This window comes from Erythrobacter sp. A6_0, assembly GCF_017744235.1.
In the GTDB taxonomy this organism is placed as follows: Bacteria; Pseudomonadota; Alphaproteobacteria; order Sphingomonadales; family Sphingomonadaceae; genus Qipengyuania.
In genome coordinates, this window is record NZ_JAGHQR010000001.1 from 762,719 (window position 1) to 786,758 (window position 24,040).

Below are 24,040 nucleotides of genomic sequence, written 5' to 3' on the forward strand. Positions count from 1 at the left end.
GGGGATAGAGGGCGCAATCGCTTGTAGCGCGGCTTGCGGAGTGACAGATACACACGCATGTCCGACGATCTCTTCGAAAACACGCCTGCTTCCAGCGGCGATTACGACGCTTCCTCGATCGAGGTTCTGGAGGGGCTGGAACCGGTCCGCCGCCGTCCGGGCATGTATATCGGCGGAACAGACGACAGGGCACTGCACCATCTCGTCGCCGAAGTGCTCGACAATGCGATGGACGAGGCGGTGGCGGGCCATGCCTCGCGGATCGAATTGCGGCTCGACACCGAAAACCGCGTCACCGTGACCGATAACGGGCGCGGCATTCCGGTCGGCGAACATCCCAAGTTTCCGGGCAAGTCCACGCTGGAAGTGATCCTCTCGACACTCCATTCGGGCGGCAAGTTCTCCGGCAAGGCCTATGCCACCAGCGGCGGACTCCACGGCGTCGGCGTCAGCGTGGTCAACGCGCTGTCCTCACATACCCGCGTCGAAGTCGCGCGCGACCGGCAGCTTTACGCGCAGGAATTTTCGAAGGGGCAGACGCTCGGCCCGATCGAGGAACTGGGCCCGACGCCCAATCGGCGCGGCACCACCGTCACCTTCACGCCCGACACCGAAATCTTCGGCGAGCGCAATTTCAGCGCCAAGCGGCTGTTCAAGCTCGCCCGGTCGAAGGCGTATCTCTTCGCGGGCGTCGAGATCCGCTGGAAATGCGACGAATACCTCGCCAGCGAGGACGTACCCGCAGAGGCGGTGTTCAAATTTCCCGGCGGCCTCGCCGATCACCTCGCCGAACAGATCGGCGGGCGCGAATGCGTGACGGCCCAGCCCTTTACCGGGCGGCAGGACTTCGCGGACGAGGCCGGACGGGTCGAATGGGCGATCGCCTGGCCGCTCTATTCGGACGGATCGACCAGCTGGTATTGCAACACCGTGCCCACCCCCGATGGCGGCACGCACGAACAGGGCCTACGCGCCGCGCTCGTCAAAGGCTTGCGCGCATTCGGCGATCTCGTCGGCCAGAAGAAGGCCAAGGATCTTTCCGCGGACGATGTGATGGTGGGCGCCGAAGTAATGCTCAGCGTCTTCATCCGCGATCCCCAGTTCCAGTCCCAAACCAAGGATCGCCTCACCAGCCCCGAAGCCGCGCGCCTCGTCGAAAACGCGGTGCGCGATCATTTCGACCATTTCCTGTCCGACAACATGGATCGCGGCAAGGCGTTGCTCGGCCAGGTGATGGAGCGGATGGACGAGCGCCTGAGGCGCAAGGCCGAGCGCGAGATCAAGCGCAAGACGGCGACCAACGCGAAGAAACTGCGCCTCCCCGGCAAGCTCACCGATTGTTCGGGTGAAGGCGATGGCGAGACCGAGCTTTTCATCGTCGAGGGCGACAGTGCGGGCGGCAGCGCCAAACAGGCACGCAATCGCAAGACGCAGGCGATCCTGCCGATCCGCGGCAAGATCCTGAACGTCGCCAGCGCCACCGCCGACAAGATCCGCGCCAATAGCGAGATCGCCGACCTGACGCTCGCCATGGGTTGCGGCACGCGCAAGGATTGCGACCCCGAACAGCTGCGCTACGACCGGATCATCATCATGACCGATGCGGACGTGGACGGCGCGCATATCGCCACGCTGCTGATGACGTTCTTCTTTCAGGAAATGCCCGAACTGGTGCGGCAGGGGCATCTCTATCTCGCCCAGCCGCCGCTCTATCGCCTGACCGCCGGAAAAGAGAGCCGCTATGCCCGCGACGAGGCGCATCGCGCGGAATTGGAAGCCACGGTCTTCAAGGGCAAGAAGGTCGAAGTCGGCCGCTTCAAGGGCCTCGGCGAAATGAACCCGGCGCAATTGCGCGAAACCACGATGGACCCGGATAGCCGCAGCCTCATCCGCATCACTCTACCGCAGGAATTCGAACAGCGCGCGGTGGTGAAGGAACTGGTCGACCAGCTGATGGGCCGCAATCCTGAACATCGCTTCAACTTCATCCAGAACAATGCGGGCGACATGGACCGCGAGATGATCGATGCGTGAGGACGATTTCGCCGACGGCGAAAGGGAGGACGACATCATGGCGGGCGAGCGGCGCATCTCGCGTACCGATACCGCCCTGCCCGACTGGTATGTTTCCGATGCCGCCTATCGCCCGATACCCATCGCCTGGTTCGCGGGTGCTTTGATCCTTCAGGTGCTGCTGCAACCGGCCATCGTCTATCTCGGTTGGGCGGGCGGATCGTCGACCGCGTTCGTGCTCGCCTGCGCGATCGGTACGACCGGTCTGATCTGGTACGCGACGCAGCGGCGCGGAATGGCAGAGGCCTCGCTCGCGTGGCGCGCGGCGACGATCGTCATGCTGCTGTTCTTCCTTGCGATCAGCGTGATTTCGCTGCTGGCCTAATCCGGCCCGGCGCGCGAGTGCACGTGCAGTTCACCCTCCAGCGTGCGGTGGACCGGGCACATATCGGCGATCTCAATCAGCCTCGCGCGTTGCTCCTCGCCCAGTCCGTCTCCCGTCAGAGTGATGGCGCGTTCGATCGACTGCACTTTGGTCTTGGGGTCCGCGCAGTGATCGCAATCCTTCGCATGGTCGCGGTCATGCGTCAGATGGATCGAGACGCCTTCCAGCGGCCAGTCCTTGCGATCGGCGTACATTTTCATAGTCATCGCCGTACACGTGCCCAGCGCGCCGAGCAGAAGATCGTAAGGCGTCGGCCCGCTATCGTCGCCGCCGACCGCGTGCGGCTCGTCCGCGATGAAGCGGTGCGTGGCGGTATGGACCTCGGTGCCAAACTTCCCATGTCCGTTCTTCACCACCACGCCTTCTTCCGGCATCGGCCAGTCGTCACGCAAGGGCAGATAGCGGTGCGCCCAGCTCGCGATGATGCTCGCAGCGAAACGGGCATTGGTTTCGTCCAGCAACAGGTGATCCGCGCCTTCCAGGCTAACGAAGCTCTTGGGATGTTTCGCCGCGCCGAACAGGGCGCTCGCGTGCTCGATGCCCACCAGCCCGTCGGTCGGCGAATGCAGGAACAGCAGCGGGCAGCGCAGGGCGGCGACTTCGGCGAGGAGATCGACACTTTCGACCCGCTCGATGAATTCGCGGCCCAGCTTGAACCTGCGCCCGCCGATCGTCACCGCGCCCTCGCCATCCTTGCGGATGGCCGCGAGATCGCCATCGATCCGTTCGAGGACGTGCGGCACGTCGGCGGGTGCGGCGATCGTTGCAATGGCCGCGATCCGCTCCAGCCCGATTTCATCCGCCGCTGCCAGCACTGCCGCGCCACCGAGGCTGTGGCCGACGAGCAGGATCGGCTGCGCGAAACGGTCGTGGAGATACGCGCCGACCGCGACCAGATCGGCAACGTCGGTGGCAAAACCGGCGCGTCCGAACTCACCTTCGCTGTCGCCCAGCCCGGTGAAATCGAAGCGCAGGCAGGCGATCCCCTCCGCCGCGAGCGCTCGCGCCACATGCACGGCCGCGCGGCTCTGGCGCGTGCAGGTGAAGCAATGCGCGAACAGCGCCGCGCCGCGCACCAGACCGGTCGGCAATTCCAGCGATCCGGCAAGTTCGGTGCCTGCGGGCGAGGTGATGGTGAGACGTTCGGTGGGCATGGGCACTCCGGCAGGAAAGATTTTCATTAGCCTAGACGCTTGCACGCCCGCGTCGAACCCGCGATTGTCTTTCCGAGAGAAAAAAGGGGGATTTTCAAAAGATGGTGCGCGCGATTACCGCCGGACTGCTTCTGGCCTTCAGCGTTCCGACCGTGGCCCACGCGCAGGATGCAGCGACGCAGCAGGCGGCCGAGGCAGGCCCGCTGGACCGGCGGGCGCAGGACGTGGTCGGATGGCTGCGCGGAGATATCGCGCCTGGCGATCTCTTCACCGCGGAATTTCTTTCGCAAATTCCCGCCGCTGCGCTGGAGCAGATGAACGCCCAGCTCGAAAGCCAGTTCGGGGCCGTCGTCGGCGTCGAATCGGTCGAAACGGTGAGCCCTATGCAGGCGCGGATCGCAATCCGTTTCGAACGCGCGATCGGGTCCGGCACGATGATCCTGGCCGATACCGGAGAAGCGCGGATCGCGGGTCTGCAATTGTCCGACTTCGCGCCCATCGCTGGCAGCGGCGCGAGTGCCGATGAGACCGGCGCGGAAGCGATCGCAGCCGATTTGGCGGATTTGCCGGGCGTCGTCGCCGCCTGGTTCGGTCCGCTCGATGGCGAACCGATCTTTTCCTATGGCGACGCGGATCGGCAATTCGCGCTCGGCTCGGCCTTCAAGCTCTACGTGCTCGGCGCAATTGGCGAGGCGGTGGCCGAAGGGCGCTTGCGCTGGGATCAGGTCGTACCTGTTGGGCAGGCGAGTTTTCCCAGCGGCATCACGCAGAACTGGCCAGAAGGCGCCCCGGCCACCGTGCAGACCCTAGCGACGCTCATGATTTCGATCAGCGACAACACCGCCACCGATACGCTGATACGCCAGGTAGGGCGCGAGCGGGTCGAGGAGTTTCTCCGCCGCACCGGGCATTCTGCGCCGGAACGCACTCTGCCCTTTCTGACCACGCGCGAGATGTTTCTGCTGAAGACGCTCGATGTCGGCCCCACCTATGCTGCTACAGATCAAGACGAGCGCCGCGCGATGCTTGCCGATCTGGGAGGCGACGACGTCACGACCGAGCAGGTTGTCGCCGCGCTGGCCGAACCGGTGCTGGTCGAGGACATCGAATGGTTCGCTAGCATGGAGGACGAGCGCAAATTACTGCGGAGCCTGATCGCGATGAACGATCCGACGCTGTTCGACATTCTGGCCGTCAGCCCGCAGCTTTCCGAAAAACAGCGCGCGGGCTGGAGCTATGCCGGGTTCAAGGGCGGATCGGAACCGGGCGTGCTCAATCTGACCTGGCTGCTGAAGGACGAGGCGGGACGCTGGCACATGCTCGCGGCGAGCTGGCTCGATCGGCAAGCGCCGGTCGATAATGCCGCGCTCGGCCTTATCGCCGTTCGGATACTGGCCCTCAGATAGCGCGCGCGGCCCTTGCCCCGACGCGCTGCGATCCCTAACCGGGCTATTGTTTCCGCAACCCGATCCGAGGACCATCCATGACGCAGCGCTTCGAAGGCACCAGCTCCTATATCGCCACCGAGGATCTGAAGGTGGCCGTCAACGCCGCCGTGACCTTGCGCCGCCCTCTGCTGGTCAAGGGCGAACCGGGAACGGGCAAGACGGTGCTGGCGCATGAAATCGCCAAGGCGGTGAATGCGCCGCTGATCGAATGGAACGTCAAATCGACCACCAAGGCGCAGCAGGGCCTTTACGAATACGACGCGGTCGCTCGCCTGCGCGACGGTCAATTGGGCGACGAGCGCGTCCACGACATTTCAAATTACATCAAGAAGGGCAAATTGTGGGAAGCGTTCACCAGCGAACAGCTGCCAGTTCTTCTGATCGACGAGATCGATAAGGCCGATATCGAATTCCCCAACGATCTGTTGCAGGAACTCGATCGGATGAGCTTCGATGTCTACGAAACGCACCAGACCATCGCAGCGAAAGAACGTCCGATCGTCGTCATCACGTCGAACAACGAGAAGGAATTGCCCGACGCTTTCCTGCGCCGCTGCTTCTTCCACTACATCAAATTTCCCGATCGCGAGACGATGCGGGAGATCATCGACGTGCATTTCCCCGACATCCAGAAGACGCTGGTAACGCGCGCAATGGATATGTTCTACGAACTGCGCGAAGTGCCCGGCCTAAAGAAGAAGCCCAGCACCAGCGAATTGCTCGACTGGTTGAAATTGCTCCTGAACGAAGACATGCCGCTGGAAGTGCTGCAAGACAGCAATCCCAATTCGGCGATCCCGCCGCTGCACGGCGCGCTGCTCAAGAACGAACAGGATGTCATGATGTTCGAACGTCTGGCCTTTATGGCCCGGCGCCAGAGCTGAAGCTTAGAACACTTCAGGCGGTTAAACCGGCCATACCATGCGAAGCGGTCGTCGAGATCGCTTCTCTTCCGGTATGCGCAAATCCATGTCCGTCGAACGTGTAAGCCAGTTCCAGATTGCCCCAGCGACGGCCCTGTATCACGACCGGCACATAGACATTGCGCACGACGTTGTAGGTCTTCCCATCGCCTTCCTGGCGGTAGACGGCCATCATATAGTCGTCGGGACTCGTCTTGGCCTTCTTGTCGATGGCATCGAAGATGATGCGACCGTTCCGGCAGAATCGGGTATCGTGGGTAAGGTCACCTGTCGACGACTGCGAATATCGGGTCAGGTGGGTGGGCAGGAAACCATTCATATCCGTGCAGGCCGCGGCCATGACGCCGGGCGTTTCGGCGCTAGCGTCGAGGACGGGACGCCAGTGATCGTGTGCCCATGTGGTTAGGCCGGTTCGAAACCGCGGCGGTTTGCTGCCCTCTATCGGACGATAATTGGTATCGAAAAGCTGCTCGATCCTGAGAGAACCATTGGCGATCGCCTCTTCGGCGATACGCGTTACCTCGGCGGCACGTGTTTTCGCCTTTTCGACCATCAATTTGTCCTGAGGTGACAGGTCGGCCTTGACGATGCGATCAAACATCTCGCTCGCCGTCAGTTCGAGATCCTCGATCTTGTCATGTGCGGAAGACAGCCTGCGCTCGTTTTCGCTCGCGGCCATATCGAACTGTTCGAGGCTGTCCTGAACGCGGCCGACACCGGCGGTCATCATGCCGTTCGCGCGCGCGATTTCCTCGTTCTGCGAATCAACCTCGCGCACCAGCGAGACGACCTTGTCCAGCATCTTCTCGAAATTGCCGACCGAGGTTTTCGCCTCGCTGCTTGCCTTCGCCCCCACTTCGATTCTTTCGATGACCGTCGAAGCCTCGGTTCCGAGCGTACCGATCACACTCGATATCTCGTCGGTGGCCTGCCGGGTTTCGGCGGCAAGCGATTTCACCTCGTTCGCGACGACGGCGAAGGCGCGCCCAGCCTCGCCGGCCCGCATGGCCTCGATGGTGGCGTTGAGCGCAAGAATATTCGTGGTTTCGGCGATCTGTTCGATATTCTGCGAACAGCGCTGGACCTGTTCCATTGCGGCCGCAAAACCCGTGACATGCGTTGCCAGAGTTTCGACCAGGTCGAGAAGGCCCGAAATCTGAGTGAGCGAAGCTTCGATCTGGCTCGAGCCCTGGTCGAGGCGCTCGATGGCGCGCGCCGAGAGCAGACGTGCTTCGTCGCTGGCTTCTGAGACGCGCCGCTGGTCCTGTTCCAGTTCGCGTACCGTGCCCTGCAATTCCCTGTGCTCGTCACGCAGGCGACCCGAACTGTCGATCACCGCCTGGACGATTCCAGCCACCTCGGAACATCCCACGGTCACCTTACCGCAGGATTTCGGAATTAAGTCGAGCGCACTCGCACCGCGCTCGTCCAAGGCCAGCATCTCCATATTCTGCGATTCCCCTTTTTGGTCGCGGCCCTTCCCTGCGGCCCCAATGGTTAGGGTCCGGTAAACGATACTCTGTTTTACCGGGTGCGGCTCGCTGGCCTCGCGCGGTTATCTGCGATATGGCCTGCCCCATGTTCTTCAATTTCGTCGACGAGCTGCGCGAGGCAGGGATTTCCGCCAGTTTCAAGGAGCATCTGACGCTCCTCGAAGCGTTGGACAAACAGGTGATCGAGGAAACGCCCGAAGCGTTCTATTACCTCAGCCGCGCAACCTTCGTGAAGGACGAAGGCATGCTCGACCGGTTCGATCAGGTTTTCCAGAAGGTATTCAAGGGTATCCTGACCGATTACGGCCAGAACCCGGTCGACGTGCCCGAAGACTGGCTGAAGGCGGTGGCCGAGAAATTTCTGTCCGAAGAGGAGATGGAAAAGATCAAGTCCCTGGGCGACTGGGACGAGATCATGGACACGCTCAAGAAGCGGCTCGAAGAACAAAAGGAACGCCATCAGGGCGGGAACAAATGGGTCGGCACCGGCGGCACCTCTCCCTTCGGCAACTCAGGCTACAATCCCGAAGGCGTCCGCATTGGCGGGGAAAGCCGCCACAAGCGCGCGATCAAAGTGTGGGACAAACGCGAGTTCAAGAATCTCGATAACACCAAGGAATTGGGCACACGCAATATCAAGATGGCGCTGCGCCGTCTGAGGCGTTTTGCACGCGAAGGTGCGGCAGACCAGCTCGATATCGACGCGACGATCGAAGGCACAGCAAAGCAGGGCTGGCTCGACATCCATATGCGGCCCGAACGGCGCAATGCGGTTAAGCTCCTGCTGTTTCTCGATGTCGGCGGATCGATGGATCCCTTCATCAAGACGACCGAGGAATTGTTCAGCGCCGCGACCAGCGAATTCAAGAATCTCGAATTCTTCTATTTCCACAATTGCCTCTACGAAGGGGTGTGGAAGGACAACAAGCGCCGCTGGCAGGAACGGACAAAGACCTGGGACGTGCTCCACAAATACGGGCACGATTACAAGGTGGTGTTCGTGGGCGATGCGGCGATGAGTCCTTACGAGATCACGCATCCGGGCGGCAGCGTCGAACACATGAACGAAGAGGCGGGCACCACCTGGATGAAGCGAGTGACCGATACCTATCCGGCCACCGTCTGGCTGAACCCCGTGCCCGAAAAGCAGTGGTCCTATTCCCAATCGACCCGGATCATGCGGCAGCTCGTCAACGATCGCATGTATCCGCTGACGCTGGACGGGCTGGACGATGCGATGCGCGAATTGAGCCGGAAACAAGGACACTGATGCCAGCCGGATTCATCTCCGTTCATACGAGGCTCATGCCGTACAAGCAGAGTAGACATGGGGAGATCTCTTATGCGTAAGACTGTTTCGAAGACCGTCGCTCTGGCACTGCTTGCAGGCTCGACCGCAGCATTAGCCCAGACCGCTCCGCCCAGCGCCGATAGCCTCGATATGCCGTCCTATCAGGAACCGGCGCAGAGCTGGCGCGACATTCAGGATCCGATCGAGCGGGAACGCTGCAAGGAAAAAATCCGCCAGGTCCGTGCCGAAGCCGGAAAGCCGGAAATCGATTCGGAGCAGGAAACCGCCGATCCGGAAAAACCGCTCATGATCGCGGCAGTCGATCAGAGCGTGGATGGATGCAAGGTTCTGGTGATGAAGCAGGACACGTCCGACATCCGGCCCGTGCCGGAACCGCGCAAGGGCCCGGTTCGGATAGAACCGGCAAACTGACGCACTCGCAGCCTAGTATGTGTCCACCGCCTTGAACAATTCACGGATCTGCGCCCGCTCGATCGGTTCCAGGTCGGGATGCCAGATATCGAAAATCAAAACCAGCCGGTCGAGATGCGCATCATTGCGGGCATCGTGTTCGACGCTGTCGTCGAACACCAAAAGGCGGCCCTCCTCCCATGAGCGACTGCTCGTCCCGACCCGCAACGCTCCTGCGCCCGGCACGACGAGCGGGAGATGGCAGATCAGGCGCGCATTGATCATGCCGGTATGCGGTGGAATGCGTCGCCCTGCGGCCAGTAACGAGAACATGATCGAAGGGGCGCGATTGGTGATGTCGCACAGCGGCGCGTTGTCCGAGATCGTTTCGTAAGTCTGAGGGCACAAGGCGACGCGCTCCGCCACCGGCCGCCCGGAATCGGTGAGTTCGAACGTGGACCAGTCCCGGTTTTCCAACATGCCGTGGACATCCCCCTGCGGACGCGTGGCCGAACGGCGCACATAGGGTGCGAAGCGCCCGTCGCCTTCAAGCAGGGCCAAGCCTTCCTTGCGAATTTCCGGAAAGGCTGCCTCGACACGGTCGCGCCAGGCGAATTCGCTTGGATCCGCGAACTCCCGTTCGGGCAGTCCGGGATGATAGTATGCTGTCGGCGTCTGTGGATAGGGTGCAGAGCTCGGCGGACGCTGCCGCTGACCAGCCATGATCGCTACTGCGGCGGCGAAGCGAGGATGCCAGTCGCGTTGGCTGTGCCCGGCAGCAGCCAGTTCTGCGATCAGATGAGGCAAGATGCCGCGTTCGATCTCTCGGCCTTGCGCGATGGCGCGCCGTATTTCCGCAGGATCGTGTGGCGCGCCAGCCTGCGCTGCCTGGATTGCGGCAGCGTAGAAGGATGCGGCTGCCCGGCGATCGAGCGCCGCGAAACGATGATCGGCCTTGTTGAGCAGGGCTTCTACATCGCGCCCGTCAACAGCAATCCGGCGCTCCGCTTCCGCTTCGGAATATGCAGGGTCACTCATCGATAAAGTATCACGGACGCGATCGCTTCGCGCCACGCCGTTTCATCGCTGGAAGCGATCCGGTCGAGATCGGTCGGCTGCGCTGCCGCATCGTCGACCCATTCGCGCAAGGCGGGTCCGCCATTGATCACGTCGATCGCAAGCCGATCGAGTTCGTACTCGTAAGGGAAATCCCGCCAGATATCGTAATCGGGATACAGCCCCCGGATTGCCTTGAGCGCGAGGGCCTGCAACCGCCAGGGCCGGAAGGCGCGATGATCGTAGAACCGGCCTTCCGCATGGATCATCTGCCCGTTGCAGAGTTTGCCCGCGTGCTTGTGAAAGGTCGGTTCGAACCAGCATTCGCGCAAGGCGCAGCCTTCGAGCCAATCCGGTGCCAGGCGCTCCATTTCCCTCCACACCGCCTTCGCATCAACATCTGGAGCGCCGAACAGCACTTCGAGCGGGCGAGTTGTGCCCCTGCCCTCGCTGAGATTGGTCCCTTCCAGCATCACCGTGCCGGCATAGGCGCGCGCCATGTTCACATTTGCGGCGTTGGGCGACGGATTGATCCAGATGCGATCATCCGGCCAGCCATATCCCGGCCCGTCGGGTTGCCAGCCGTCCATTTCGATCACGCGATAATCCACGTCGAGCCCGAAATGCTGGATGTACCAGTGCCCCATCTCGCCCAGCGTCAGGCCGTGTCGCATCGGCATGGGGGCGGCGCCGACAAAGCTTTCCTGGCCGGGTAAAAGCAGCGTTCCCTCGACCGGGCGTCCTGCCGGATTGGGCCGGTCGAGCACCCAGACGCTCTTGCCGTGCTTCGCCGCTTCTTCGAGCATGTACAAAAGCGTGGTCACGAAGGTGTAGATACGGCAGCCAAGATCCTGAAGGTCGAACAGGAAGACGTCCGCGCTCGACATCATCTGCCCGGTCGGCCGACGAACCTCGCCATAGAGACTGAATACGGGGATGCCGTAAAGCGGATCGGTCTCGTCCGCCGTTTCGACCATATTGTCTTGCTTGTCCCCCTTCAGCCCGTGCTGCGGGCCGAAGGCGCTGGTCACGTTGACGCCCGCGGCGATCAGCGCGTCGAGACTGTGCGTCAAATCCTGCGTCACCGAAGCGGGATGCGCCACGAGCGCGACACGCTTGCCTTCGAGCGGTTGGCGTAATGCTTGGTCGGCAAGCAGCCGGTCGATACCGAATTTCATGGCCGGTTCGGTGCCGCAAGCGTGGCGGCGAAGCAAGTGGGATGGTGGAAGTCCGGATCGCCGGGAGCATGGGCGAGCGCCCAATAACTCTTGGTGCCGCCCTCTTCCTCGATCACCGCGCTCAGGCCGATTTTGCCGGAAGGGACGCTTTCGCGCGGGATCGCCACATCCATGATCGCGAGACCGGATCGCCCTCCCCGCCAGGACAGGATCGGTGCGCGCGGCAAAGCCCGTTCGCGCATCCCCTCGCGGTAGGTATCGAAGTCGTAGGCCGCGAAGGCTTCCGACGGCGAGAAGTTGAACTCGGCGTAATTCGGTCCCTCGCCAACCATCGCAAACAGTTCGAAGCAGGTCGTGCGCCATAAGCCGTCCGCACGCCGTTTCCCCGCAAAGGGAGGAATCAGAACTATATCCGCGCCCACGACCCGCCAGCGAAGGTGCAGCCAGTCATCACCCTTCGCCGTGATTGAGCCCACGATCCGTTTGACGGCGAGCGGCGGAAACGCGGGATGCGAAATCAATTCCAGCTTCGGCGATTCCGGCGTTTGCACTCACTTCCCCCCTGCTGGCCCCCATGCTAGCGCGGCGACCGTCATGAGCAGCTACACATCCGATCTCCTCCGCGTTCTCGACGAGCGCGGTTACATCCATCAGACCACCGATGCCGAAGGGCTCGACGCTCTGGCCGCGAAGCAGATCGTGCCCGGCTATATCGGCTTCGATGCGACTGCGCCAAGCCTGCATGTCGGATCGCTGGTGCAGATCATGATGCTGCGCCGTCTTCAGCAGGCCGGGCACAAGCCGGTGGTCCTGATGGGCGGCGGGACCACGCGGATCGGCGATCCGACCGGGCGCGACGAGAGCCGCAAGATGCTGACCGATCAGGCGATCGCGGACAATATCGCCGGTATCCGCACCGTCTTCGAGAAGCTGCTGACCTTCGGCGACGGACCGACCGATGCCGTGATGGTCGACAATCAGGACTGGCTCGGCGAGCTCGGCTATATCGAGTTGCTTCAAGAAGTCGGCCCCCACTTCACCGTCAATCGGATGCTGACCTTCGATTCGGTTCGACTACGGCTTGAGCGCGAGCAGCCGATGACCTTCCTCGAATTCAATTACATGATCCTGCAGGGCTACGATTTCCGCCACATGGCAAAGGACATGGGCGTGCGTCTGCAGATGGGCGGCAGCGACCAGTGGGGCAATATCGTCAACGGGGTCGAGCTGGGCCGAAGGATGGATCAGGCCGAGCTGTTCGGTCTTACCACGCCGCTGCTGACCACAGCGGATGGCAAGAAGATGGGCAAGACCGCTGCGGGCGCGGTATGGCTCAACGAAGCGCAATTGCCGAATTACGATTTCTGGCAATTCTGGCGCAATACGGACGATCGCGACGTGGGCCGCTTCCTGCGCCTGTTCACCGATCTGCCCCTGGACGAGATCGCGCGTCTCGAAGCGCTCGAAGGGGCCGAGATCAATTCCGCCAAGATCGCGCTCGCCAACGCCGTCACAGCGCTGGTGCGGGGCGAGGATGCGGCGCGCACTGCCGAAGCGACTGCAGCGGAGACGTTTGCGGGCGGCGGTTCGGGCGAGGATCTGCCCGTGCTCGATATCGGACCCGATGGCGTGCGCATCGGTGCGGCGCTGACGGAGCTGGGCTTCACTGCCTCCAACGGAGAGGCGAAGCGCAAGCTGGCCGAAGGCGCGGTCAAGATCGATGGCGAGACGATCACCGATCCCGGCCATCTCGTCACTCTGGGCGAAGGCAAACAGGCGCGGCTGAGCCTGGGCAAGAAGAAACATGCGATCATCCGCGCCTGACCAGCGACGGACGGAGTTTTTGCGCCCCTGACCGTTCGTAGAGCTTTACGATTCGTCAGCCTTTATCCGTTAGGAATGGCGGTCTCCCGAGGTTTCGGGTCCATTCCATCGGAGGGTTCGCTTTCATGTCTGCCGGAGCTCAGCTCAGTGTGACCGATCAGCGGCGCCTGTCGCGCCATCCGGTCGACCATCCCGTGATCGCCGAGCATTATCGCGATGGCGATGTGCGGATGCATATCTCGAACATCTCCGCCAACGGCTTCATGATCGACGACGCTCGAGGGGTCGAGCGCGGCGAGCGGGTGATTGTGCGCCTGCCGGTGATCGGGCGGATCGAGGCCTATTGCATCTGGGAACGCGAAAATCGCGCCGGTTTTCAGTTCGAACGCATCATCAGGATCGACGATTTCCTGTCGATGATCGACACGCTCCAGCCCAATCCGCGCCTGCGCAAACTGCGCTAAACAAGCCCCTTGCGAAAAGTCCGGCGCGTGAGCCGGACAGGCGAACTTGCTTTGCATCGCCGCGCCGCTTTGCCATGGCGAGGCTGTGAGCACAGCAGAACCATCGCCTGAGATAAGCGCGGATTCCTCGCCGCTTCGCATCCACAATTTCCGCGCCTACCTCGTCGCGCGGTTTTCCATGGTGGTCGGCCAATATGCGATGATCCTGATCATCGGGTGGCAGACATATACGATCGCGCGCGAAAGCGGGATGGACGCGCTCGGCGCATCGGGCCAGCTTGCGCTGATCGGCCTGCTCCAGTTTCTGCCGCTGTTCGTCCTCTCGCCCTTTTCCGGCCTCGCCGCGGATCGCTTCAACCGGAAGACCGTGGCGCGGCTGACCATTCTTCTCCAGCTTTTCGGAGCGGGCGCGCTCGCCTGGCTGACCTGGACCGAAGAATTGCGGCTGACCTCGCTCTTCGCGGTGGCGGTACTGTTGGGAGTGGTGCGCGCCTTCAACGGGCCCGCGCTCTCGGCGCTCGCGCCCAATCTCGTGCCCAAGGCGATCCTGCCCAATGCCATCGCACTGTCCTCGATCGCCTGGCAGACCGGCATGATCGTCGGCCCCGCCGTGGGCGGCTACGCTTACGATGCGGCACCGGCCCTCCCCTATGCGATCGCCAGCGCGCTGTTTCTGGTCGCTATCCTTGCGATCAGCACGATCGGTAAAGTTCCCCGCTCGCCGATCACGGGGGCGCAGCGTCCGATCGGACAGGTGATCGATGGCTGGCGCTACGTTATCCGCAACAAGATGGTGCTGGGCGCGATCACGCTCGATCTGATGGCCGTGTTTCTGGCGGGCGCGACCGCGCTGTTTCCGCCGTTTGCTTACGATATCCTGCAGGTCGGCGAGACCGGCCTTGCGCAATTGGCGGCGGCCCCTGCCGTGGGCGCTGCGGTCACGGCGATCTGGTTCAGCTTTCGCCCGCTCAAAACGAATGTGGGGCCGAAAATGCTGTGGGCGGTCGCCGTGTTCGGCCTCGCGACGATCGTGTTCGGCCTGTCGCGATCCATGCCTTTGAGCCTCGCCATGCTCGTAATCGTGGGCGCTGCAGACATGTTCAGCGTCTATATCCGCCAGTCGCTCATTCAATTGCACACGCCCGACGACAAGCGCGGCCGCGTCTCGTCGGCCAGCCTGCTGACCATCAGCGCCTCGAACGAGGGCGGCGATGCCTTTTCCGGTTTCCTGGCCAGCCTGTTCGGTCCGGCGCTCGCAGTCATCGCGGGCGGGATCGGGGCGATCGCGACAGTCGCGCTGTGGGCGCGAATTTTCCCCGTTTTGCGGACAACCCGGACCTTCGACCCTCCCGAGGAGTTGCTAGAGAAACCGACGATAGAAACCCCAGAAGAAAAGCTCCAGGAGCGTATTCCATGAAAGCCCAATCCGTCCTCGAAACCATCGGCAACACTCCGCACATCCGGCTTGCACGCCTGTTCCCCGACCATGAAGTCTGGGTAAAGAGCGAGCGCGCCAATCCGGGCGGATCGATCAAGGACCGCATCGGTCTCGCCATGGTCGAAGACGCGGAAAAGGCGGGCAAGCTCAAGCCCGACGGCACCATCATCGAACCGACCAGCGGCAATACCGGCATCGGCCTCGCCATGGCGGCGGCGGTCAAGGGCTACAAGCTCGTGCTCGTCATGCCCGAAAGTATGAGTGTGGAACGCCGCCGCCTGATGCTGGCCTATGGTGCCACCTTCGACCTGACGCCCAAGGAAGGCGGCATGAAGGGCGCGATCGAACGCGCTCAGGAGCTGGTCCAGAAGACCGAAGGTGCCTGGATGCCCAGCCAGTTCGACAACGAGTCCAACTGGAAAATCCATGTCCGCACAACGGCGGAAGAAATCTACGAGGACTTCAAGGATAGTCCGATCGACGTGATGATCACCGGCGTCGGCACGGGCGGCCATCTGACCGGCTGCGCCGAAATGCTGAAGGAGCGCTGGAGCGGCTTCAAAGCCTATGCCGTCGAGCCTGCCGGATCGCCCGTCATCAGCGGTGGCCAGCCCGGCCCGCACCCCATCCAGGGCATCGGCGCGGGCTTCGTGCCGGGCAACCTCCACACGCAGGCGATCGATGGCGCGATTCAGGTCGATCCTGAAGAGGCTAAGGAGATGGCTCGTCAGTGCGCCGCGAAGGAAGGCCTGCTGGTGGGTATTTCCAGCGGTGCGACGCTGGCGGCGATCAAGCAGAAGCTCGGCGATCTGGACGCAGGAACGCGCGTGATGGGCTTCAATTACGATACCGGCGAGCGATATCTCTCGGTGCCGGATTTCCTGCCGACAGAATGAAGTAAGGGCCAAAAGGCCTGTTCCTCTCGCAGACAAATGCGGCTTAATTCGGCGGATGGATGATACCCAATCCGATTCGTCGCCGGATCGCACGCCGCGCCGCAATGCCGACTATCGCTGGACGGTTCCGAAGGTTTCCGCCTTCCTGAAAGCGCTGTCGGAATGCGGCAGCGTGGCGGAGGCTGCGCTTACCGTTGGGATGAGCCGTCAAGCCGCGTACAAACTGCGCTCGCGGCTTGATGGCGAAAAGTTTCAGGCCGCCTTCGAAGCTGCACGGCAACGTGGTCTGGCCGCTCGCGCCAAGGAACGCGCCGAACGGCGGAAATCCAAAGAGAGGCCTCCCTCGCCTTGGGACGGACCGGGGCTTGATGCTCTCGATCACCTTCGGGCTGCCTCGAAGGCGACAGATAGTGATGGATAAAGCGACATAAGTATCCCGCAAGGTGACAGGTGTAAATCTCAAGCTTACAAATTCCTCCAAGAAGACGACGTTCACAGAACGCAAGATGTCATCATCGGTACAAAGCTCGCCGGTTCGCTGTGAAGCGAGTTAGCCGTCCGAAATCCAGGCACAAAAAAGCCGCTTCGGGATCTACTCCCGAAGCGGCCCTGATTTTTTCAAACGTCTGCGGAGATCACGCCGCAGTTGCGAAAGCCTCTTCGCCCAGCGCCATCAGGCTGTCGGATCCAGCTTCCAGCTTGCGGCGCAGGGCGCCCGCGTCGGGCAGATAACGGTCCATGTAATAGCGCGCGGTCGCCAGCTTGGCTTCATAGAACGCCTTGTCGTCCCCGCCATCCTTCAGCTTTTGCGCCGCGACCTTCGCCATGCGCAGCCACATCCAGCCGATCGAGACGATGCCCATGATGTGCATGTAGTGATGCGCACCGGCGCCCAGATGATTGGGGTTCTGCATAGCGTTCTGCATGAACCACATGGTAGCCGCCTGCTGCTGGCCGAGTGCTTTTTCGAGCTGCTCTGCAAGCGGGGCGAGATCCGCGTTATCCTTGGCTTCGGCGATATCCTCGCCCATCGCCTTGAAATAAGCCTGGATCGCCGCGCCGCCCTTGCTGGCGAGCTTGCGACCGCACAGATCCATCGCCTGGACACCGTTGGTGCCTTCGTAGATCTGGGCGATACGCGCATCGCGAACGAACTGGCTCATCCCCCATTCCTCGATATAGCCGTGGCCGCCATAGACCTGCTGCATGTTGGTCGCGATCTCGTACCCCTTGTCGGTACCGTAGCCCTTGATGACCGGGGTCAGGAGACCGATCAGCTGGTCGGCCTGCTCGCGTTCTTCCTCGGTCTGTGCAGAATGCGTCAGATCGACCTGAAGCGCGCCCCACAGGCACAGCATGCGGAAGCCTTCGGTAAAGGCCTTGGCATCCATCAGCATGCGGCGCACGTCGGGATGGACGAAGATCGGATCGGCCTGCGCCTCGGGCTCGGCCGGACCGGTCAGCGCACGGCCCTGACGGCGATCGAGGGCGTAGGTGACGGCGTTCTGATAAGCGACCTCGGCCTGGCTGAGGCCCTGGATACCGACGCCGAGGCGTGCGGCATTCATCATGATGAACATGGCGGCGAGACCCTTGTTCTCCTCGCCGACAAGCCAGCCCTTTGCGTCGTCGTAGTTCAGGACGCAGGTCGCGTTGCCGTGGATGCCCATCTTGTGTTCGATCGAACCGCAGACGACGCCGTTGCGCTCGCCGACCGAACCGTCCTCGTTCACCAGGAATTTCGGCACTACGAACAGCGAGATGCCCTTGGTGCTGTCGGGCGCACCGGGCGTCTTGGCGAGGACGAGGTGGATGATGTTGTCCGCCATGTCGTGCTCGCCGGCAGAGATGAAGATCTTGGTACCGGTGATCGCGTAGCTTCCATCGGCCTGCGGTTCGGCCTTGGTGCGGATCATGCCCAGATCGGTACCGCAATGCGGCTCGGTCAGGTTCATGGTGCCGGTCCATTCGTTGGAGATCATCTTGGGAAGATATTTCTCCTTCTGCTCCTGCGAGCCCTTGGCGAGCAGCGCGGAGACCGCACCGTTCGTCAGGCCGGGATACATTCCGAAGGCCTGATTGGCGCTCGACACGAACTCCTCGAACGCGAAGCCGAGGACGTGCGGCATGCCCTGCCCACCGAATTCTTCCGGCTGCGACAGCGTGCTCCAGCCCGCCTCGCGGAACTGGTCGTAAGCCTGCTTGAACCCCTTCGGCGTGGTGACGGAGCCGTCCTCATGGCGCGTACACCCTTCCTGGTCGCCCGAGAGGTTCAGCGGAGCCAGCACCTCGGCGCAAAACTTGCCACCTTCGGACAGGACCGCGTCGGTCACATCGGGGCTCGCCATTTCGAAGCCGGGCAGATTGCCGTAGCTCGCCAAGTCGAGCACTTCGTTGATGATGAAACGCGCATCGCGGGTCGGGGCGGTGTAGGTTGGCATCGTGAGTCCTTGGGTAATAGGAAAATTGAAGAGGAGAGCGGAAGGATCAGGAGTCGATTTCTTCGATGTGGTCGATGAAGTCGGTCAATTCGGTGATCGAGCTGTCGATGTCGTCACGCTGGCTCTTGAGCTTGGCGACATGCGCGCGGCATTTCTCGATCGTGACGCGGCGCTGTTCCACGCGGCCATCGCCCAGATCGTAGAGGTCGATCATCTCGCGAATTTCGGTGAGCGAGAAGCCGACATTCTTTGCGCGCATGATCCAGGCAAGCCGGGCCCGATCACGCTTCGAATAGATGCGAGTGAGGCCGACGCGCGACGGCGCGATCAGCCCTTCATCCTCGTAGAAGCGCAGGGCGCGCGCCGTGCAGTCGAACTCGGTCGTCAAATCCGAGATCGAATAGCGCTCGCGCGCCAGAGCGTCGGGCCGATCGAGCAGCGCACCGGAATTGCCGGCACGGCGCTGAAACTCATCCTTGTTCGGGTTTGCCGTCATACCCGTTCGTTTAGCAGCACCTTACGTAAGCGTCAAGCTTTGACGCTTTGGACAAGCTTCAGATCCGGTGCAGCACTCCGTCTTCGAGACGCCGATAGAAACAGCTGCGGGCGCCGGTATGGCATGTGGGGCCGAGCGGCCGGCACCTGAGTACAAGCGCATCCTGATCGCAATCGACCAGAATCTCTTCGACCTTCAGCACATGGCCGGACGTCTCCCCCTTCTTCCACAGCCTTCCCCGCGATCGGGAATGGAAGTGCGCGTCCCCGCTTTCGATCGTCGCGTCCAGAGCCTCGCGATCCATGAAGGCCACCATCAAAACCTCACTGGTTTCGGCGTGAACCACCACGGCGCTCAACAAACCCTTTTCGTCGAATTTCGGCAGGAAATCGGTCCCCTGCTCGCGAGTGCGGGCATCGATCTGGTCAGCGCTCATCTGGTGTTCCTCGGCATCGCCTGTTGCTCCATGGCAACAAAACATCGTTAAAATTGAGCCCTAGCACGCATTGCTGTTTGATGAACCCGAGAGAGGTGAGATGTATGTCTTCGCAGCTCGCAAGGGCGGCCAACCGGAACGAAGGTGCCGCAGAACGCGCCAGGGTTCAGGGATCGCGGCATCGCTGCCTGCTTCAGGGCATGGCGCGGCCGCAAACGATGAGGGATTGGATCCAAGGCGCATGCTGGGGGGCTGCGCCGGTCTCGCAAGAGAGGGTTCGCATTGATTCGTCACGTGGCGCCCGGATCCCTTGTGGATCCGGGCGTTTCACTATGCGGGGCAGGCCGCGCGTCCAGCGCTTCGTCGAGAACGCGCGCGAAACAGCAGATGACGACCGATGCCGCGCCCGCTTTCTTCAGAGCCGCCACGCATGCGCTCGACGTGGCGCCGCTGGTGAGCACATCGTCGACGAGGATCACCTCCCGCCCACGCAGTGTCTCGGCGTGCCGCGAATTGACCATCAAAGCACCTGACAGGGCGCGACGGCGAGCCTTCGCGCCCATTCCGCCGAGCGAGGGCGTGCGCTTGCGGCGCACCAGTCCGTCGACAATCAGAGTGCCATGGCCCAGCCCTGCAATGTCGCGCGCCAGCAATGCGGCCTGGTTGAAGCCGCGCTGCCACAACCGCCAGCGATGCAGCGGGACCGGAACGATCAGCCGCTCACGCTCCGCAACGGGCAGGCGCGCCGCCATCAGCCGCGCCAGCATCGGGGCAAGCGCGATCCGCCTGCCATGCTTGAGCGACAGCACCAGCTTGCGCGAGACATCGGTGTAGAGCGTTGCCGCCACGATCCCGTCATGCCTTGGCGGCTTCATAAGGCACGGCGCGCAGATCGCTCCATCTTCGGGTCCATGCTCTTTGAAAGGGCGCTGGCAGGCCCCGCATGCCGGAGACGACGGGATCACCAATTTGTCCCAGCATTGCGCGCACAATCCGCTTTGGCTGGCCAGACCGGACCCGCAAGCCGGGCAGCGGGGCGGATAGATTAGGTCCACTATCGGCGAGAACGTGTCGGCAATAAGCGCGCGGGCGGACATGCGCACAATGCTGGACCGCTTGCGCCGCGCTGGCAAGCACGGCAGGGCTGGTACCATGGCCGATCGCCTCCCTCCCCGCATCTTCGCCCCTGCCCGTCGCCGTCACGCCTGGTCGCGCGCGCTGTCCCGAAACGACGCACCGGATACCGCCCGCTTCGTCGAGGACGCGATCGTCGAGGATATGATCGAGCGGCTGGACTTCATGCGCGCAGCTCCCTCGCGAACGCTGGTCATCGGCGAATTGGGCACCGCATTATCCGATCGGCTTGCCAAGGCAGGAGACGTGGTGCGCGCAACGCCGCTCGATTTCGAGGAGGAAAGCCCGGTCGAAGGCGGCCCCTTCGATTTCGTCGCCAATCTCGGCACGCTGGCGACCGTCAACGATCTGCCGGGCGCGCTGCTGCACCTTCGTACGGCGCTGGCTCATGATGGATTGCTGATGGCGAGTCTGGTGGGTGCTGGCAGCCTGTCGCATCTGCGCCGCGCGATGATCGCCGCCGAGCCGGACCGCGCCGTGCCTCGAATGCATCCGGTGATCGACACGCGCTCTGCCACAGCCCTGCTCGAACGCGCCGGATTTCGCCGCTTCGTGGTCGATAGCTGGCCGATCACCGTCGGCTATCGCTCGCTCGACCGGTTGGTGGGGGATTTGCGCGATCAAGGCCTCGGCAATCAGCTCGCCCAGCCCGGCCCGCCGCTGTCGCGCGCCGCATTGGAGCGCGCACGTATAGCGTTTATGAGCGGGGCGGACGAGGACGATCGCGTGGTCGAGAGCTTCGAAATCCTGACTCTGACCGGCTGGGCCTAGCCCGCCGGCTGCTTGCGAAGCGCGGCCTGTGCCGCCGCAAGACGCGCGATGGGCACGCGATAGGGCGAGGCGCTGACATAATCGAGGCCGACGCTTTCGCAGAAGGCGATGCTGGCCGGATCGCCCCCATGTTCGCCGCAAATCCCGAGCTTGATGGCGTCGCGCGTCGCTCGCCCGCGTTTCACGGCCATTTCCACGAGCTGCCCGACCCCGTCGATATCGAGGCTGACGAAGGGATCGCGCGCGAAAATGCCCTTGTCGACATAGGGTGCGAGGAATCGCGCGGAATCGTCCCGGCTCACGCCGAGCGTGGTCTGCGTCAGGTCGTTCGTGCCGAAGCTGAAGAATTCCGCTTCCGTGGCGATTTCACCCGCCATCAGGGCGGCGCGGGGCAATTCGATCATGGTGCCGGCCAGATATTCGATCCGGCGGCCCATTTGCGCGAAAACCTCTTCCGCAACGCGATCGACCAGCGCGCGCAGGATTTCCAGCTCGCGCCTTGTCGCGACCAGAGGAATCATGATTTCGGGGACCGGAGCCTCTTCCGCCTCCGCCGCGACATCGCAGGCGGCTTCGAAGATGGCGCGCGCCTGCATTTCGTAGATTTCGGGATAGGTGATCCCGAGCCGGCAGCCGCGGTGGCCGAGCATGGGATTGAACTCGTGCAGCTCGTTCGCCCGGCGGCGCAAATGATCGACGCCCAGCCCGGTCGCTTCCGCCAGCTCGGCGAATTCGGCATCGCCATGCGGCAGGAATTCGTGCAGCGGCGGATCGAGCAGGCGGATCGTGCAGGGAAGGCCCGCCATCGCGCGCAGGATCGCGACGAAATCCATGCGCTGTTCGGGCAGCAGCTTGGCGAGTGCGGCGCGGCGGCCTTTTTCGTCGTCTGCCAGGATCATCTGCCGCACCGCGCTGATCCGGTCGGCATCGAAGAACATGTGTTCTGTGCGGCACAATCCGATGCCCTCGGCCCCGAACTGGCGCGCCATCGAACAATCGCGCTCCGTCTCCGCATTGGTGCGCACGCGCATACGGCGGTGTTCGTCCGCCCATTCCATCAGCGTGCCGAAATCGCCTGCAAGCTCGGGCTCGATGGTCGCCACTTCGCCCGCCATGACTTCGCCCTTGGCGCCGTCTATGGTTATGACGTCGCCTTCCTTCAGCTCGCGCTGCCCGATGGTCAGCGTGCGTCCTTCGCGGGCGATTTGCACTTGCGATGCACCAGAAACGCAGGGCCGTCCCATGCCGCGCGCAACAACGGCGGCGTGGCTGGTCATGCCGCCGCGCGCCGTCAGAATGCCCTTCGCGGCATGCATGCCGTGAATATCTTCGGGACTGGTCTCGATCCTGACCAGGATCACCTTGTCCCCGCGATTGGCCCACAATTCCGCCGTATCCGCGTCGAGCGCGATCTTGCCGCTGGCCGCGCCCGGCGATGCCGGGAGGCCGGTGGTCAGGATGTCCCGCGGCGCATCGGGATCGAGCGTGGGGTGCAGCAATTGATCGAGCGCCATGGGATCGATCCGCAGGATCGCGGCCTTCCGGTCGATCAACCCCTCGCCCACCATATCGACCGCCATCTTGAGCGCGGCCTTGGCAGTGCGCTTCCCGTTGCGGGTCTGGAGCAGCCACAGCTTACCCTGCTGCACGGTGAATTCGATATCCTGCATGTCGGTGTAATGCCGTTCCAGCAGATCGAACACGCGCGCCAGCTCGCCGAAGGCTTCCGGCATGGCCTCTTCCATGCTCGGACGGTCCGCGCCGGCAGCTTCGCGCCGGGCCTTGGTCAGATATTGCGGAGTGCGGATGCCCGCAACCACGTCCTCGCCCTGCGCGTTGACGAGCCATTCGCCGTAATAGGCTTTCTCACCGGTCGAAGGATCGCGCGTGAAGGCGACGCCGGTGGCGCTGGTGTCGCCCATATTGCCGAACACCATCGCCTGAACGTTTACCGCCGTGCCCATATCGTGCGGGATATCGTTGAGGCGGCGGTAGATCTTCGCGCGTTCGGTATCCCAGCTGTCGAACACTGCGGAGATCGCGCCCCAGAGCTGTTCGATGGGATCCTGCGGGAACGGCTTGCCCAATTCCTCGCTGACGATACGCTTGTATTCGCCCACCAGCTCACGCCAGTCGTCGGCTGACAGCTCGGTATCGGCGTAGAAGCCCTTGTCTTCCTTGGCGATTTCCAAGGCTTCTTCGAACAGGCCATGATCGACGCCCAGCACCACGTCGCCATACATCTGGATGAAGCGGCGATAGCTGTCCCAAGCGAAGCGGGCATCGCCGGACGTGTTCGCCAGACCCTCGACCGTCTCGTCGTTGAGGCCGAGATTGAGAACGGTATCCATCATCCCCGGCATGGAGACGGCGGCGCCGGAGCGGACCGAGACCAACAAGGGATCGGCCGCATCGCCGAACCGCTTACCCACCGTGCGCTCGACATGGGCCAGCGCCTCGGCCACCGCCTCGCGCAGATCGCTCGAAAAATCGGCGCCTCCGCGAAGATATCTGAGGCATTCCTCGGTCGCGATGGTGAAGCCGGGAGGCACTGGCAGGCCGATGCTGGCCATTTCGGCCAGGTTCGCGCCCTTGCCGCCAGTCACGGTCTTATCCTTCTGCCTTGCATTCGTATGCGCGGCGTTCCCGCCGAATGTGAAGACCGTCTTGTTCATTTCGAGCCCCGTCAGCTTTCAAAATATACACAGGGCGACGCCAAAACGCCGCC

At 62.7% G+C, this 24,040-nt stretch carries 22 protein-coding genes and 1 pseudogene; 12 read left to right on the forward strand and 11 right to left on the reverse strand.

The window, feature by feature from the left end; translation table 11 throughout:
• Positions 1-57: 57 nt before the first annotated feature.
• Together parE and J7347_RS03835 are read left to right on the forward strand one after the other, a co-directional pair.
• Positions 58-2,034 (forward strand): DNA topoisomerase IV subunit B, encoded by a 1,977-nt coding sequence (gene parE, locus J7347_RS03830; RefSeq protein WP_209160887.1) that lies wholly within the window; start codon positions 58-60, stop codon positions 2,032-2,034.
• Positions 2,027-2,398: a hypothetical protein gene (locus J7347_RS03835; RefSeq protein ID WP_067683375.1), complete on the forward strand. Its 372-nt coding sequence runs from the start codon at positions 2,027-2,029 to the stop codon at positions 2,396-2,398. The genes parE and J7347_RS03835 overlap by 8 nt, the downstream gene beginning before the upstream one ends.
• Here J7347_RS03835 and J7347_RS03840 read toward each other — a convergent pair.
• Positions 2,395-3,612 carry an alpha/beta fold hydrolase gene (locus J7347_RS03840; protein WP_209160888.1) on the reverse strand — a complete coding sequence of 406 codons (1,218 nt, stop codon included), beginning with the start codon at positions 3,610-3,612 and terminating at the stop codon, positions 2,395-2,397. The genes J7347_RS03835 and J7347_RS03840 overlap by 4 nt on opposite strands.
• Before the next feature lie 101 nt (positions 3,613-3,713).
• Between J7347_RS03840 and J7347_RS03845 the strand changes: the two genes are divergently transcribed.
• Positions 3,714-5,018, forward strand: coding sequence for a serine hydrolase (locus J7347_RS03845; protein WP_209160889.1), 1,305 nt, complete (start codon positions 3,714-3,716; stop codon positions 5,016-5,018).
• Positions 5,019-5,095: 77 nt separating this feature from the next.
• Positions 5,096-5,944, forward strand: a complete 849-nt coding sequence (locus J7347_RS03850) for a MoxR family ATPase (protein ID WP_067683370.1) — start codon at positions 5,096-5,098, stop codon at positions 5,942-5,944.
• 13 nt (positions 5,945-5,957) lie between these two features.
• Here J7347_RS03850 and J7347_RS03855 read toward each other — a convergent pair whose 3' ends face one another.
• Positions 5,958-7,430, reverse strand: coding sequence for a methyl-accepting chemotaxis protein (locus tag J7347_RS03855; protein ID WP_209160890.1), 1,473 nt, complete (start codon positions 7,428-7,430; stop codon positions 5,958-5,960).
• Positions 7,431-7,561: 131 nt separating this feature from the next.
• Here J7347_RS03855 and J7347_RS03860 point away from each other — a divergent pair, with 131 nt between their 5' ends.
• Positions 7,562-8,746, forward strand: a complete 1,185-nt coding sequence (locus J7347_RS03860; protein ID WP_209160891.1) for a VWA domain-containing protein — start codon at positions 7,562-7,564, stop codon at positions 8,744-8,746.
• Between the two features lie 72 nt (positions 8,747-8,818).
• Complete coding sequence (locus J7347_RS03865) at positions 8,819-9,199, forward strand: hypothetical protein (RefSeq protein ID WP_209160892.1); 381 nt, start codon at positions 8,819-8,821, stop codon at positions 9,197-9,199.
• Between the two features lie 12 nt (positions 9,200-9,211).
• Here the strand turns inward: J7347_RS03865 and J7347_RS03870 are convergent, their stop codons facing one another.
• Genes J7347_RS03870 through J7347_RS03880 form a run of 3 tightly spaced genes read right to left on the reverse strand, consistent with a single transcriptional unit; the run spans position 9,212 to position 11,963 of the window.
• The gene (locus J7347_RS03870) at positions 9,212-10,216 is read right to left on the reverse strand and encodes an aspartyl/asparaginyl beta-hydroxylase domain-containing protein (RefSeq protein WP_209160893.1); all 1,005 of its coding nucleotides are present in this window, start codon (positions 10,214-10,216) and stop codon (positions 9,212-9,214) included.
• Positions 10,213-11,412, reverse strand: coding sequence for a DUF1343 domain-containing protein (locus J7347_RS03875; RefSeq protein ID WP_209160894.1), 1,200 nt, complete (start codon positions 11,410-11,412; stop codon positions 10,213-10,215). Before J7347_RS03875 ends, J7347_RS03870 begins: the two co-directional genes overlap by 4 nt.
• Complete coding sequence (locus tag J7347_RS03880) at positions 11,409-11,963, reverse strand: DOMON-like domain-containing protein (RefSeq protein ID WP_348521554.1); 555 nt, start codon at positions 11,961-11,963, stop codon at positions 11,409-11,411. Before J7347_RS03880 ends, J7347_RS03875 begins: the two co-directional genes overlap by 4 nt.
• 43 nt (positions 11,964-12,006) lie before the next feature.
• Here J7347_RS03880 and tyrS point away from each other — a divergent pair, with 43 nt between their 5' ends.
• From tyrS to J7347_RS03905, 5 genes are all read left to right on the forward strand, one after another.
• Positions 12,007-13,236 carry a tyrosine--tRNA ligase gene (gene tyrS, locus J7347_RS03885; RefSeq protein ID WP_209160895.1) on the forward strand — a complete coding sequence of 410 codons (1,230 nt, stop codon included), beginning with the start codon at positions 12,007-12,009 and terminating at the stop codon, positions 13,234-13,236.
• Positions 13,237-13,361: 125 nt separating this feature from the next.
• Positions 13,362-13,700, forward strand: coding sequence for a PilZ domain-containing protein (locus J7347_RS03890; protein ID WP_067683359.1), 339 nt, complete (start codon positions 13,362-13,364; stop codon positions 13,698-13,700).
• Positions 13,701-13,785: 85 nt separating this feature from the next.
• A complete protein-coding gene (locus J7347_RS03895) occupies positions 13,786-15,117 on the forward strand; it encodes an MFS transporter (RefSeq protein ID WP_348521555.1) in 1,332 nt (443 codons plus the stop codon).
• On the forward strand, positions 15,114-16,034 hold the full coding sequence (cysK, locus tag J7347_RS03900) for a cysteine synthase A (RefSeq protein ID WP_209160896.1): 921 nt from the start codon (positions 15,114-15,116) through the stop codon (positions 16,032-16,034). Before J7347_RS03895 ends, cysK begins: the two co-directional genes overlap by 4 nt.
• Before the next feature lie 55 nt (positions 16,035-16,089).
• Positions 16,090-16,455 (forward strand): hypothetical protein, encoded by a 366-nt coding sequence (locus tag J7347_RS03905; protein ID WP_209160897.1) that lies wholly within the window; start codon positions 16,090-16,092, stop codon positions 16,453-16,455.
• Between the two features lie 214 nt (positions 16,456-16,669).
• On the opposite strand, the gene J7347_RS03910 is transcribed toward J7347_RS03905, so the two are convergent.
• From J7347_RS03910 to J7347_RS13465, 5 genes and pseudogenes are all read right to left on the reverse strand, one after another.
• The gene (locus J7347_RS03910) at positions 16,670-18,475 is read right to left on the reverse strand and encodes an acyl-CoA dehydrogenase C-terminal domain-containing protein (RefSeq protein ID WP_209160898.1); all 1,806 of its coding nucleotides are present in this window, start codon (positions 18,473-18,475) and stop codon (positions 16,670-16,672) included.
• Between the two features lie 46 nt (positions 18,476-18,521).
• Complete coding sequence (locus tag J7347_RS03915) at positions 18,522-18,971, reverse strand: MerR family DNA-binding transcriptional regulator (protein ID WP_067683351.1); 450 nt, start codon at positions 18,969-18,971, stop codon at positions 18,522-18,524.
• Between the two features lie 58 nt (positions 18,972-19,029).
• A complete protein-coding gene (gene hisI / locus J7347_RS03920) occupies positions 19,030-19,407 on the reverse strand; it encodes a phosphoribosyl-AMP cyclohydrolase (RefSeq protein ID WP_209160899.1) in 378 nt (125 codons plus the stop codon).
• 290 nt (positions 19,408-19,697) lie between these two features.
• Positions 19,698-20,282, reverse strand: coding sequence for a ComF family protein (locus tag J7347_RS03925; RefSeq protein WP_348521573.1), 585 nt, complete (start codon positions 20,280-20,282; stop codon positions 19,698-19,700).
• A 12-nt stretch (positions 20,283-20,294) separates the two neighbouring features.
• Positions 20,295-20,585 (reverse strand): annotated as a pseudogene (locus J7347_RS13465) (double zinc ribbon domain-containing protein); the annotation flags it as partial.
• Here J7347_RS13465 and J7347_RS03930 point away from each other — a divergent pair.
• Positions 20,560-21,312, forward strand: coding sequence for a methyltransferase domain-containing protein (locus J7347_RS03930; RefSeq protein ID WP_209160901.1), 753 nt, complete (start codon positions 20,560-20,562; stop codon positions 21,310-21,312). The pseudogene J7347_RS13465 and the gene J7347_RS03930 sit on opposite strands and share 26 nt — an antisense overlap.
• Here J7347_RS03930 and ppdK read toward each other — a convergent pair.
• Positions 21,309-23,987, reverse strand: coding sequence for a pyruvate, phosphate dikinase (ppdK, locus tag J7347_RS03935; RefSeq protein ID WP_209160902.1), 2,679 nt, complete (start codon positions 23,985-23,987; stop codon positions 21,309-21,311). The two genes, J7347_RS03930 and ppdK, sit on opposite strands and share 4 nt — an antisense overlap.
• Positions 23,988-24,040 lie beyond the last annotated feature (53 nt).

Coding starts and splice junctions, on each gene's coding strand:
- J7347_RS03835 (WP_067683375.1), top strand. CDS start 2,027: ATGCGTGAGGACGATTTCGCCGACGGCGAAAGGGAGGACGACATCATG.
- J7347_RS03890 (WP_067683359.1), top strand. CDS start 13,362: ATGTCTGCCGGAGCTCAGCTCAGTGTGACCGATCAGCGGCGCCTGTCG.
- J7347_RS03865 (WP_209160892.1), top strand. CDS start 8,819: ATGCGTAAGACTGTTTCGAAGACCGTCGCTCTGGCACTGCTTGCAGGC.
- J7347_RS03850 (WP_067683370.1), top strand. CDS start 5,096: ATGACGCAGCGCTTCGAAGGCACCAGCTCCTATATCGCCACCGAGGAT.
- J7347_RS03915 (WP_067683351.1), bottom strand. CDS start 18,971: ATGACGGCAAACCCGAACAAGGATGAGTTTCAGCGCCGTGCCGGCAAT.
- J7347_RS03860 (WP_209160891.1), top strand. CDS start 7,562: ATGTTCTTCAATTTCGTCGACGAGCTGCGCGAGGCAGGGATTTCCGCC.
- parE (WP_209160887.1), top strand. CDS start 58: ATGTCCGACGATCTCTTCGAAAACACGCCTGCTTCCAGCGGCGATTAC.
- J7347_RS03930 (WP_209160901.1), top strand. CDS start 20,560: ATGGCCGATCGCCTCCCTCCCCGCATCTTCGCCCCTGCCCGTCGCCGT.
- tyrS (WP_209160895.1), top strand. CDS start 12,007: ATGAGCAGCTACACATCCGATCTCCTCCGCGTTCTCGACGAGCGCGGT.
- J7347_RS03840 (WP_209160888.1), bottom strand. CDS start 3,612: ATGCCCACCGAACGTCTCACCATCACCTCGCCCGCAGGCACCGAACTT.
- J7347_RS03855 (WP_209160890.1), bottom strand. CDS start 7,430: ATGGAGATGCTGGCCTTGGACGAGCGCGGTGCGAGTGCGCTCGACTTA.
- cysK (WP_209160896.1), top strand. CDS start 15,114: ATGAAAGCCCAATCCGTCCTCGAAACCATCGGCAACACTCCGCACATC.
- ppdK (WP_209160902.1), bottom strand. CDS start 23,987: ATGAACAAGACGGTCTTCACATTCGGCGGGAACGCCGCGCATACGAAT.
- J7347_RS03905 (WP_209160897.1), top strand. CDS start 16,090: ATGGATGATACCCAATCCGATTCGTCGCCGGATCGCACGCCGCGCCGC.
- J7347_RS03870 (WP_209160893.1), bottom strand. CDS start 10,216: ATGAGTGACCCTGCATATTCCGAAGCGGAAGCGGAGCGCCGGATTGCT.
- J7347_RS03910 (WP_209160898.1), bottom strand. CDS start 18,475: ATGCCAACCTACACCGCCCCGACCCGCGATGCGCGTTTCATCATCAAC.
- J7347_RS03845 (WP_209160889.1), top strand. CDS start 3,714: ATGGTGCGCGCGATTACCGCCGGACTGCTTCTGGCCTTCAGCGTTCCG.
- hisI (WP_209160899.1), bottom strand. CDS start 19,407: ATGAGCGCTGACCAGATCGATGCCCGCACTCGCGAGCAGGGGACCGAT.
- J7347_RS03925 (WP_348521573.1), bottom strand. CDS start 20,282: ATGAAGCCGCCAAGGCATGACGGGATCGTGGCGGCAACGCTCTACACC.
- J7347_RS03875 (WP_209160894.1), bottom strand. CDS start 11,412: ATGAAATTCGGTATCGACCGGCTGCTTGCCGACCAAGCATTACGCCAA.